Annotated in this window: 10 protein-coding genes; 3 read left to right on the top strand and 7 right to left on the bottom strand. The window is 65.6% G+C overall.

Annotated features, from left to right (window positions below):
- Positions 1-17: 17 nt before the first annotated feature.
- Both A5733_RS24880 and A5733_RS24875 read right to left on the bottom strand, forming a co-directional pair.
- The gene (locus A5733_RS24880; RefSeq protein ID WP_076242026.1) at positions 18-1,124 is read right to left on the bottom strand and encodes a zinc-binding dehydrogenase; all 1,107 of its coding nucleotides are present in this window, start codon (positions 1,122-1,124) and stop codon (positions 18-20) included.
- Between the two features lie 10 nt (positions 1,125-1,134).
- A complete protein-coding gene (locus tag A5733_RS24875) occupies positions 1,135-2,721 on the bottom strand; it encodes an acyl-CoA synthetase (protein WP_076242025.1) in 1,587 nt (528 codons plus the stop codon).
- 102 nt (positions 2,722-2,823) lie between these two features.
- Here A5733_RS24875 and A5733_RS24870 point away from each other — a divergent pair, with 102 nt between their 5' ends.
- Both A5733_RS24870 and A5733_RS24865 read left to right on the top strand, forming a co-directional pair.
- Entirely contained in the window at positions 2,824-4,749 is a 1,926-nt protein-coding gene (locus A5733_RS24870; RefSeq protein ID WP_076242024.1) for an NAD(P)/FAD-dependent oxidoreductase, read from the top strand.
- Positions 4,746-5,633: an SDR family NAD(P)-dependent oxidoreductase gene (locus A5733_RS24865; protein WP_076242023.1), complete on the top strand. Its 888-nt coding sequence runs from the start codon at positions 4,746-4,748 to the stop codon at positions 5,631-5,633. Before A5733_RS24870 ends, A5733_RS24865 begins: the two co-directional genes overlap by 4 nt.
- Before the next feature lie 391 nt (positions 5,634-6,024).
- Here A5733_RS24865 and A5733_RS24860 read toward each other — a convergent pair whose 3' ends face one another.
- Complete coding sequence (locus A5733_RS24860; RefSeq protein ID WP_067769536.1) at positions 6,025-6,462, bottom strand: SRPBCC family protein; 438 nt, start codon at positions 6,460-6,462, stop codon at positions 6,025-6,027.
- Between the two features lie 42 nt (positions 6,463-6,504).
- Complete coding sequence (locus tag A5733_RS28260; RefSeq protein WP_076242053.1) at positions 6,505-7,101, bottom strand: Dabb family protein; 597 nt, start codon at positions 7,099-7,101, stop codon at positions 6,505-6,507.
- A gap of 484 nt (positions 7,102-7,585) precedes the next feature.
- Here A5733_RS28260 and A5733_RS24850 point away from each other — a divergent pair, with 484 nt between their 5' ends.
- On the top strand, positions 7,586-8,791 hold the full coding sequence (locus A5733_RS24850) for an NADH:flavin oxidoreductase (protein ID WP_076242021.1): 1,206 nt from the start codon (positions 7,586-7,588) through the stop codon (positions 8,789-8,791).
- Here A5733_RS24850 and A5733_RS24845 read toward each other — a convergent pair.
- The 3 genes from A5733_RS24845 to A5733_RS24835 all read right to left on the bottom strand — a co-directional run bounded on the left by A5733_RS24845 (position 8,768) and on the right by A5733_RS24835 (position 11,539).
- Positions 8,768-9,691 carry an alpha/beta hydrolase gene (locus A5733_RS24845; RefSeq protein ID WP_076242020.1) on the bottom strand — a complete coding sequence of 308 codons (924 nt, stop codon included), beginning with the start codon at positions 9,689-9,691 and terminating at the stop codon, positions 8,768-8,770. The two genes, A5733_RS24850 and A5733_RS24845, sit on opposite strands and share 24 nt — an antisense overlap.
- A complete protein-coding gene (locus A5733_RS24840) occupies positions 9,688-10,551 on the bottom strand; it encodes an IclR family transcriptional regulator (protein ID WP_076242019.1) in 864 nt (287 codons plus the stop codon). The genes A5733_RS24845 and A5733_RS24840 overlap by 4 nt, the downstream gene beginning before the upstream one ends.
- 73 nt (positions 10,552-10,624) lie before the next feature.
- Positions 10,625-11,539, bottom strand: coding sequence for a helix-turn-helix domain-containing protein (locus A5733_RS24835; RefSeq protein WP_083666439.1), 915 nt, complete (start codon positions 11,537-11,539; stop codon positions 10,625-10,627).
- Positions 11,540-11,565 lie beyond the last annotated feature (26 nt).

Raw genomic sequence — 11,565 nt, 5'->3', positions numbered from 1 at the left:
GTCAATCCTTTTGGGGGTCAGGGAATCAGGCTGGCGCGGATGTCGCGCTTGCCGTCGGCTGCGGCGAACGCGTCGTTGATGTCGTCGAGTGGGTAGGACGCCGCCGCGAGGCGCTCGAACGGCAGATGGTGCTGATGACGGTCAAGGAAGGCCAACGCCCGGGACAGCACCGCCGGGTCATAGAGCGAGACCCCGACCATGGTCTTGTTGGTGAAGACGAACCGAGACGGGTCGAACTCGAACGTCTTGCCGATGTTGATGTTGCCGATCTCGACGTAGCGGCCAAACTGGGCGAGCATCTGCAGGCCCTCGTCGATGGCCGACGGGTGCCCGACCACCTCGACCACCACGTCCGCGCCCTGGCCGTCGGTCAACGTGCGTACTGCCTTGGCCCGGTCCCTGGGCGTGGCAACCTCATTCAGATCGATCACCGCATCGGCACCGAACTCAGTCGCCAGCTCGAGGCGTTCGGGTACCCCGTCGATCGCGATCACGTTGGCCGCGCCGCGCGCCTTGGCGACCGCCACGGCGTACAAACCCAACGCCCCAGCCCCTTGGACCACCACGTGCTCACCGAGTTGCAGGTCGACCCGCTCCAGCCCATACATCACCTGGGACAGCGCACAATTCGCGCCGGCGGCGATATCGTCGCTCAGCGTGTCGGGAACGGTGTAGACGACGGCACCGGCCGGCAGCAGGTAGTAGTCGGCATAGCCGCCGACGAAATACGGCGGCTCGTCGGCCCGGCCCAACATCGCCATCTTCAGGTTCAGGCAGGCGTTGCGCCGCCCGGCCAGGCAATTGCGGCATTTGTGGCAGCAGTAGAAGTACGGGAACACCACGCGGGTGCCTGCGGTCAACGGTGTGCCGTTGGAGTCGGTGCTCACCCCGTCACCCAGGACCTCGATCGCACCGACCATCTCATGGCCCAACACCGTCGGCAGCTGCCCGCCCAACCCGCGGGTGGCGAAAGTGCCGTGCCAAGCGTGGATGTCCGAGCCGCAGATGTTCGCCCGCAAGACCCGGACCAGTATTTCTCCGGGACCGACCTCGGGCAGCGTGACCGTTTCGATCTGGAACGGCTTGCCGGGCTCGTCGAAGCGCGCGATGCGACCTGTATGCACGAAAATCCCTTCAGTTGCTGGTGGATTCGAGGCTGAACCGCTCTCGCAGATCGCGTTTGAGCAGTTTGCCGCTGGGGTTCTTGGGCAGGGAGTCGACGAAGAAGATCTGTTTCGGCGTTTTGAACCCGGCGAGGTGCTCGCGGCAGTGCCGCAGCACGTCGTCTTCGGTCAAACCGGCTCCGGTGCGAACCACCACTGCGGCGACGACAGCCTCTACCCACACCGGGTGTGCCACCCCGAACACCGCGGCTTCCTCGATACCGTTGTGCCGGTAGAGAACCTCTTCGACCTCGCGGCTGGCGACGTTCTCCCCGCCGGTCTTGATCATGTCCTTCTTGCGGTCGACTACATGCAGTAAGCCGTGCTCGTCGTAGAACCCGAGATCGCCGGAGTGAAACCAGCCACCGGTGAAGGCCTGGGCGGTCTTGTCCTCGTCGTCGAGGTAACCCAGCATCAGATGCGGGCTCCGATGCACGATTTCGCCGACCGTTCCGGACTCGACCGGTACATCGTGCTCGTCGAGGATCACGGTTTCGACGTTGACCACGGGCCGGCCTGCCGCCCCGGCGTGGGCGTCCTGCTCATCCGGTCCCAGGGCGGACGCGAGCGGCGCCATCTCGGTCTGCCCGTAGAAGTTCCAGAGTCGCAGATTGGGCAGCCGTCGGCGCATCTCGTGCAGGATCTCGGTGGGCATCGCCGAGGCGCCGTAGTAGCCCTTGCGCAGGCTGGACAGATCCACCTCGTCGAACACCGGACTGCGCAGCAGGCTGATCCACACCGTCGGTGGCGCAAAGTAATTGGTGACACCGAAGCGTTCGATCGTGCGCAGTACCAGCTCCGGATCTGGCCGGGGCACGATGATGCTGGTGGCGCCCAGGTAGATGTCAGTGGCCAGGAAGTTGTCCAGCTGTGCACAGTGATACAGCGGCAGGGAGTGGATTTCGACGTCGTCGCCGGACATGGAACCGGCCACGATCGTGCTGATGTACTGCCACATCAAACTGCGGCTGCTGTGCATCACGCCCTTGGGTCGGGATTCGGTTCCGCTCGTGTACATCACCCGCAGCAATTGATCGTCATCGAGGTGGATGTCCGGGACGGCGGCCGTGGTGGTCAGCAGGTCGGCGAAATCGAGCCAGCCGCTGGGGCTCGACTGCCCCGGGAATGTCAGCGCGATTTTCTGGCGCACTGCCGAGCCATGCGTCATCGCTTGCTCGGCGACCTCGACCAGACAACTCTCGACGATGAAACCGGCGGCCTGGCTGTGGCCGAGGATGTACGAAATCTCTTCTGCGGTGAGCATGAAGTTGATCGGGACCAGCACCACGCCTGCGCGTGCCGTGGCGAACGCCAGCACCGCGTACTGCCAGCAATTGCGTGCCAACAATGCCACCCGGTCGCCGGGTGACAAACCGTTGTCGTGCAGGGCTGCTGCCGCCTGGTCCACCAGGTGATCGAACTCGGCGAAACTGAGGACGACGTCGCCGTCGATGATGGCCGTCTTGTCGGGCTGCCTGCGCGCCGAGCGGCGGGGGATGTCGGCGAGGCTATGGCTGCGCGCTTGGGCGATGACGGCGGCGAGGTCGTCCGAGTGCATGTGCCGCAGGGTAGGCATGGGAGCCGCCGGTGCGGTGGTTCGTCTCCCGCTCAGTAGACAGGGTGGGGGCGGTCAGGGGTGGATCCTTCGATACTCGATCCCATGACGGCTACCACTGAATCTTCGTCGCTTGCAGATCGCGATCCAGACCCCGACGTTCTGCGCGGCCACCTGATGCAGGCCGATCCCGGTGTGCTGGTCGCAGTGTTGGCGCAGATGACCGGCGATGCGTCGATCATCGATCGGTACGCCGTCAAGATCGAGTATGTTCCGGACCCACCGGAGCGGGCCGGAACCACGGACGCGGCCACCGCGGAGGCGCTGGCCGAGGAGATCATCGCCGCGCTCGGTCGTCCACGGCCGGCCGACGCAGCGCGGGTCGACGACCGCGACTTCTTCACCAGGCTGCTGCCGGTCGCCCTGGGCAGTGCCGTCGACGACGAACACGTGGATCTGCTGCTCGAGCAAGGCGGTTTCCGGCCGTCTCAGCCCACGCTGCCGCGCACCACGCCGATTCCCTCTTCCACCACGGTGGCGATCATCGGCGCGGGCATCGCCGGTATCGCGGTGGCGCTGGCGGCGGCCGAGGAGGGAGTGCAGTTCGAGATCTTCGATCGCAACGACGAGGTGGGCGGTACCTGGCTGACCACCACCTATCCCGGCATCGGGGTGGACACCCCGTCGGCGTACTACTCGCTGTCGCGTGAGGTGAACCCGGACTGGTCGAACTACTACCCGCAGGGCGCGGAGTACCAGGCCTATCTGGTCTCGTTGGCCGACAAACACGATCTGCGCCGCCACATCCGCTTCGGCACCGAAGTCGAGGCCCTGTGGTGGGATGAGGAGCGGGGACAATGGGAGATCCACTCCCGCTCCGCCGATGGCACCAAGAGCATCGACCATGCCACTGTCGTCGTGACGGCCGCGGGCTACTTGAACCGTCCGCGTTTCCCGGACATCAAGGGTCGGGACACGTTCGCCGGCACCAGCATTCACTCGGCCCAATGGGACTCGTCGTTGGACCTGACCGGTAAGAAGGTGGCGATCATCGGTGCCGGCTGCACGGCGGTGCAGATCGTCGACGCGTGTGTCGACGAAGTCGAGCACCTGACGGTGTTCCAGCGCCAACCGCACTGGGTCGCCCCGCGCAAACGGCTCTCCGACGAGGTGCCCGAGCACCGGCGCTACCTGGGCCGGGTGCTGCCGTTCTATGCGATGTGGCACCGGCTCAAGTCGTACTGGGGCACGGCGGACAACAACTACCCGATCATCCTGCGAGACCCCGAGTGGTCTGAGACGCACCTGTCGATCTCGCCCACCAACGATGTGCTGCTGCAGATGTGCCTCGAGTACATCGATCGGATGTTCGGCGCCGGAACTGAATTGGCGAAGAAGGTGACCCCGGACTTCGCCCCGTACGGCAAGCGCATCATTCGCGATCCCGGCGGTTACTACGCTGCGCTGACCCGCGACCACGTCGACGTGGAAGCCAGTGAACCCGCGGAGATCAACGAGCGTGGCATCGTCACGGTTGACGGTCGTCAGATCGATCTCGATGTGATCATCTACGCCACCGGCTACCACCTGGATTTCCTGTCCACGGTGGACATCCGGGGCCGTGACGGCAAGACCCTCGTCGAGGAGTGGGGTGACAGCCCGCGCGCCTACCGGGGCGGTACCGTGCCCGGCTTCCCGAACCTGTTCATCACCTCGGCCCCGAACTACAGTCCCGGACATGGTGCCGGCGCGAACTTCTCGATGGAAGTGCTGGCGCACTACATCTTCGAGTGCCTGCAGTTGATGGCTTTGCGTGGGGCGTCGACGATGGAGGTCACCCAGCGCGCCTACGACGACTACGTTGCCGGGATCGACGAAGCGATGCAAGGCACGGTCTGGTGCCACACACCCAATGCCCACACTTACTACCGGTCCGGGTCCGGCCGGGTCGTGGTGGCCACACCGTACCGATTGGTGGATCTGTGGCAGCAACACCGCGCCCCGATCGAAGAGGATTTCGTTCTCCGATGAGTAAGATCCTCGCCGGTAGAACGGCATTGGTGACCGGAAGTAGCCGCGGAATCGGCCGGGCGATCGCGCAGCGGCTGGCGTCCGAGGGTGCAACGGTGGCGGTGACCGCCCGCGCATTTGCCCCGACCCCGTCTACGCGGGCCGGCGTCACCGAGGCGATCCCCGGCACGATCGAGGAGACCATCGCGCTCATCGAAGAAGCCGGTGGTTCGGCCTTCGGGTTGGCTGCCGATCTGGAAGACAGCGCCGCCCGCGACAGGCTGATCGACGGCGTGGTGGAGCGCACCGGCCGGGTCGACATCCTGGTCAACAACGCGGGCTATGCGGACTACTCGGTCGTCGAGGACATGTCGGTAGAGACCTTCGATCGCACCGTCGAGCATTATCTCAAGACCCCGTTCGCGTTGACGAAAGCGGCTGTGCCACATATGCGGTCGCAGGGTGGGGGCTGGATCGTCAACATCGGATCAGTTACCGGGGTGGCGCCGGTGCGGCCCTACCGGGACTACAACAAGACCGCAGGGGACGTGATCTATGCGTCGTGCAAGGCCGCACTGCACCGGTTCACCCAGGGCGTGGCCGCCGAGCTGCTCGACGCGAACATCGCGGTCAACTGCGTCGGCCCCTCCACCGCGGTCCGCACGCCGGGCGCGGCATCGTTGATCCCGGATACGTTTCCGACCGAACCTGTCGAGTATCTTGCTGAGACGGTGCTGGCGATGTGCCACCATCCTGCCGCGGAGCGGACCGGCCTGGTGGCGTTCAGCTTGCACTATCCGTGGTCGCAGCGGTTGGCAGTGCATTCCCTCGATGGTGCATCGGTGCTGCCGCCCCTGGAGCCGCCGGCGGCGGCGAATCCGAACATCCTGTCCGCGGGGCTCTAGGTCGGGCGCGCTTTCGCGTGAGTCACAGATTTCGGCCGGGTGTCCGATGTGCCCGCCTAATAGCGACAACTCAGCGACAATCGCCACAGCGGCAACCTGAACCTCATCAGACACATGGTTGCTCTTCGGATTCGCCACTCGTACACCTGTGATCTCACGCGCCTCATCCGTCCAGTGTTCGCATACGAGCGACTCTGTCGCTGATGGCTGGGCAAGCGAAAACGCGTGGCACGTGGGGCATTTCGTGACTTAAGTGGCGCGAGTATTGAACGACGGTGTGACAACTGGTTCCCATGAGTACCTTTGGGGCGATTGTCGCTGAGTTGTCGCTCATAGTCGGGCAGCTCGGCACCTGCCGGCTCCACGCGACGCGCCGGTGTTCAGGAGTCGGTCAGCCGGATAGCTGTTCGGCTCCTTGCGCCAAGGCGGACACCATCTTCGGCATGCTGGCGCGCAACAACAGCCAGATCAGCGGTCCGGTGAAGGGAACCTTGGCCTCGAAAGTCGCCTGCCAGACGATGCACGACCCGGCCGCGCTGTCATGGATGTGGACATCCGCCCGGTGGTTGGTGACCGGGATTCCGGAGAGGATGGCGTAGGCCTGGTGGTGCGGCCGGTCTGCCACGAGAATCTGCTCTCGCATGGTCAATCCGCTGACCACTATTTGCCGGATCGCGCCCTGCCGGGTGCTGGGGTTTCCCGGCTCCTCCCACGAAGTTGTGCGGGCCGCGGTCAGCCAGTCCGGCCACCTTTCGACGTCGATGAGGAGGTCATAGACGTCCTGAGCCGGTGCCGCACAAGCCCGCTCGAAACTCAGGCGGTAACCCATGTCGATCAGACTAGCGCCGTCGATGACGCCCACCCTGCAGGCTCAAGCGAGAACGGGTGCGGTTGTCGCACAAAAGCTGTGGCACACCCGATCTCGAATGATCACGTCGGCGGTCTCCGGGTCAAACCAGCGATCGACGACCGACCAGTGGATCGGGTGCATGAGGTAGGGGCCCATGAGGCCGTCGACGTCGGTGAATTCCTGCTCGAACACGTGCGTCCAGCCGCTTGTTCCGATTGCTGTGTCGACTCGGCTCAATTGCCAGGCCGCGATCGTGGACACGTAGCGCGGCATCATGGCCAGTTCACTCTCGAACGCCGCGACCGTGGCAGCCTCCACGTCGTCCGGCACGCGCAGCAGCAACGCCCGGTACACGCTGCCCGTACCGCGGCGCACCGGAGAACCCTGGTAGGTGACGCCATTGATGCGGGTGATCGCCGGGTCGGCGAGCGCGTCATTGAAAGCACTGGTGTCCCAGTCTTCTTGGCTGCGGAACCGCAGGTGGACGAGGATGTCGCCACCGTTGCGTGAGCCGGGCAGCGTCGGTTGCACCAGTGAGGTCAATGCCCCGCTGCGGTCGGCGGCGTCGCGCAAAGCGGAGAGCACACGGTCGCGTTCGGACTCGACGACGTCGAGCAACCGGGTGACTCCGAACGTGGTCGAGCTGGGTGGCGCCTCGGGCTGAGCGGCCGCGGCAGCGGCGACGTCATCGGGGCGGAAGGCGACGCTGCGATCACGTTCGGCGACCAGATCGGTGACCCTGTCCCACCACTGGGCCACACTCGGATCGGGTCGGCCTTGCCAGGTCATCTCCCACCACGCCTGCGGGCTGGGCAGCGACCAGGTGATGGTGACCACGTTGGAACGGTCGTCGAACCAGATGGGCGGGCTGACAAGGACGTCCCGCAATGTCATGCCGCGCTCGCGCGCGCCAGGGGCGTAGCCGGTGAGGTAGGCGTCGATGAATTTCTGTGCGCAACCTGGCTTGGTGACGACGCGGTCGATGACGAATACCTCACCCATGCCGCGAGGCTATGGCGCACCAGCGGCCGGGCGGCGTCGCACTCCCGACCATCGGGAAACTGCCGTTGACCGCTGGGGGCGACCGCGCCATGGTGGGCGGATGACCGATCCGTTCAGCCCGGCCCAGTTGGGGCCAGTCACGCTGCGCAACCGAGTGATCAAGGCCGCCACCTCGGAAGGCCGGTCACCCGACGGACTGGTCACCGACGACCTCATCGACTTCCATCGCCGCTTCGCCGAGGGCGGCGTCGGGATGACCACCGTGGCGTACTGCTGTGTGTCCCCGGAGGGCGCCAGCGCACCGGGCCAGATCGTCATGGACCGCAAGGTGTTGCCGGGCCTGCGCCGGCTCACCGATGAAGTGCATCAGGCCGGAGCGGCCATCTCGGCGCAGCTGGGGCATGCCGGTGTGGTGGCACAGAAGAAGCTGACCGGCGTCACCGCCGTCGCGCCGAGTCGGTTCATCAATCCGACCTCGTTCGCCTACTGCCGCGAGATCACCCGCAGCGAGATCGACATGGTGATCGGACAGTTCGCGGACGCCGCGCAGGTGGCGATCGACGCCGGATTCGACGCCGTGGAGCTGCATTTCGGACATCTCTACCTACCCAGTTCGTTCCTGAGCCCGCTGATCAACCGCCGTAAGGACGAGTATGGCGGCGATATCGACAATCGCTCGCGGTTCGTTCGAGAGATCGCCGCCCGGGTCCGCGAGGTGGTGGGGAACCGGATCGCGGTGATCGCCAAACTGGATATGGACGACGGCCTTCCGGGCAGCATCTGGATCGACGAGGCGCTGCGGACCGCTCAACTACTCGATGCCGACGCCACGCTGGATGCGCTCGAACTCACCCAGGGATCCTCGGTGTACAAGCCCATGTATCTGTTCCGGGGCGATGTGCCGGTCAAGGAGTTCGCCACGGTGATGCCGCCGGCGCTGCGGCCCGCGGTCCGGCTGGTCGGCAAGCAGGCGATGGGTGTCTACCCGTACCGCGATCTTTACATGCTGGAGGCGGCCCGCCAGTTCGTGCCGATCATGCGGAACACCAAACTCATTCTGCTGGGCGGGATCACGAACCGCGAACACCTGGAGACCGGGCTGGCCGAAGGATTCGATTTCCTCGCCATGGGCCGCGCGTTACTGCGGGAACCCGACCGCGTCAACACGATGATCGCTGAACCGGCGTCACGCAGTCGCTGCAACCACAACAACAAGTGCATGGTGACGGTGTTCGGTCGCACGCACTGCGTGCTGGATCCCGGCCAACGCTATGGCGCCGTGCTAGCGACCGAGCAGGTCACTTAGGGCTCGGCTCGCCTCGCGGCGGGCCACATGCGCGATGTCGAGCATCGGCATCGTCATGAAGCCGTGGATGCCGCCCTCGTAGGCGCACCTCGTCACTGGCACACCCGCCTTCTGCAGGGCGTCGGCATAGGCGATTCCTTCGTCGCGCAACGGGTCATGTCCGGCGAGAACCACGACGGCCGGCGGTAATCCGCCGAGCTCACCGTGTAGCGGGGAGGCGTACGGGTGGTGCCGATCGGCGACAGCGGGCACGTACTGATCCCAATACCACTGCAGCGCCGGGCGAGGGTTGTAGAAGCCGCGGCCGAACAACCGGTAGGAGTCGGTGTCGAAATCCGGGGCGATCACCGGGTACAGCAGAAGCTGCGCCGCCAGGTCCGGGCCACGGCGGTCGCGGGCCATCAGTGTCGTCACCGCGGCGAGATTCCCGCCGGCGCTGTCGCCACCTACGGCCACCCGCGCCGGATTAGCACCGAACTCGGCGGCGTGGTCGACGGCCCAGCACACCGCCGCGTAGAAATCCTCCGCCGCGGTCGGCCAACGGTGCTCGGGAGCCAGTCGATAATCGACCGAAACCACCACGGCCGGAGTCAGATTGGCCACGCTGCGGCACAGGCCGTCGTGGCTGTCGAGATCGCAGAACACGAACCCGCCGCCGTGAGCGTAGACCAGAATGGGTGGCGGCTCGGACGTGTCGGGCCGGTACACCCGGACGTCGATGCGACCGTTGTCGACCGGCACCTGATGGTCGGTCACAGAGGCAACCGGCTCAGGTTGAGGATTGGGAACGAAGCGGGAGCGGATCGCGGCCCGCGCCTCGGCACCCGTCATCGTGTGGACCGGGGGGAAACCCGAATCGAGGGTTTCGATGATCCGCGCGATCTGGGGATCCAGTGTCATGCCGGAAGCAGGGCGGCAGAGTTTCGCGGCCCGACGTGGCTGCCGACGCGGAGTGGCCGCAGCGGCTGCAACGTCGGCGCGACTCGTTGCGGCCCGTCTTCGGCGTTGCGCCAGATGCCCATGGCCGTCATACGTACCGGTGCGGTCAGTCGCTGATCGAAGGTCATCCGGCTCATCGGGCCGCACACCGATACCGCCGCCACGGCTGCCCCGGCCGGCCCGATCGGCGCTGCAACACAACCGAATCCGGCCAACGACTCTTCACGCTCGAAGGCCACCCCGTGGGCCCGGACCTTGGCCAGTTCGGCTTCCAGCTGACGTTCCGTGCTGATCGAGAACCGAGTCCTGCGGGTCGCGAGGTTGACCTCGGTCATCGGGTTGTCGGCCAGCATGGCCTTGCCGACCGCCGTACAGTGCGCGGGCTGCCGGCCGCCGACGCGGGTCGGGATGGCGGCGACCATCTGGCCACCGATCTTCTCCAGGTACACCACATCGGATCCGTCGAGGACCGCCAGATGGACTACCAGCCCGGTGGCCCGGTGCAGATCACGCAGCAAGGGAATCGCTGCTCGGTGGATGCGGTCCTGATGTAGCGCCAGCGACCCGAGCTCGACCAGGCGCATGCCCAGCTCGTAGTCGCGGCCATCGCGGCGCAGCCATCGCAGCTGGACCAGGCGTTCGAGGATGCGGTGCGCCGACGACCGGGGCAGCCCGGTGCGGCGCACGATGTCGGCCAGCGTCAGCCGGGCCGTGCCGTCGAAGGCATCGAGGACCAGGGAAACCCGGTCGATGACAGCGCTGGGTGTCTCGAGCGTCGCCTTCTTACCCGTGACTGGGGATTGTTCGATCATCGCGGTCATGGTTCCTCCAGGGGCCGCCCTGACTGGGCATATGACTAATAGTCATATGACTACCACAAGTATGTGTCGGCTGTCACGTTGTCGCCGATTTGTGGGCGATCAGGCCCGTCGCGTTGTCGCCGAACGCAGTCATTTGTTTGCCCAGGTCAGCGATCTCCGCGTGGTTGAGTTCGCGGTAGGGCTGAGCCGATACCGACATGACGACATTGCCGTCGAGGTCGCGGATCGGCGCCGAGACGGTGGCCACCGGGATGGTGCCGTCGGTGTCCGCGAACTCGTCGGGCAGGACGTCGACGAGGGTCAGATCGGCGACGGCGCCGGCCAGTCTCGTGGACACCGGGTCCGGGGTCTTTCCGTCATCGAGGGCGATCAGTGCGTCGAACACTCGGATCAACGGCGCGCTGAGTCGTTCGACTCCGAATCCGCGACGACGAATCTCGCCGAGCACATGGGTGATCCGGTCGACGAAGGTGTCGCTGACCGGCCCCGGAGCTGACAGCCATCGTTCGCTTGTCTCTGGGGTGTCCCAGGCAACGAACTCCCGGCCGAAGGGCGCGGCAAACGGTAGGCGCATCCCGGCTGGTACGGGCGGAGGTGTGGAACCGGGTGCGGCTGAGTCGATCACGACGATGGCACCCGACTGGATCTCGGAGATGCACACCGGCATCTGGATGCCCAGGCTCAGGACGCGCACGGCGTCGTGAAGTGGTCGCGGCGTGGATCCACGCCCGGGCGTCGCGGCGGGGAAGTCGGGACCGATCGTGAATCTCCCGGTGAGCGGGTCACGCGCCACCCACCGATGGTTGACCAGCGTCTGCAGGATCGCATGCCCGGTGGATCGGGTAATGCCCAGTTCGCGGCTGATTTCGGCGAGCGTCATCGCCGCGGTGCTGCGGGTGGTGAGGAGTTCGATCACCGCGACGACTCGGCTGGTCGGTGGCGACGGGTCTTGACCGGGTTGGACTGGTTCACCTAGCTTGTCGTTCATATATTCGGATCATATGTCGAATATTC

The organism is Mycobacterium sp. NS-7484, from assembly GCF_001953975.1.
GTDB lineage: Bacteria > Actinomycetota > Actinomycetes > Mycobacteriales > Mycobacteriaceae > Mycobacterium.
Note: the sequence above shows the minus strand (reverse complement) of the source record. Positions and strands in the feature narration are given on the sequence as shown.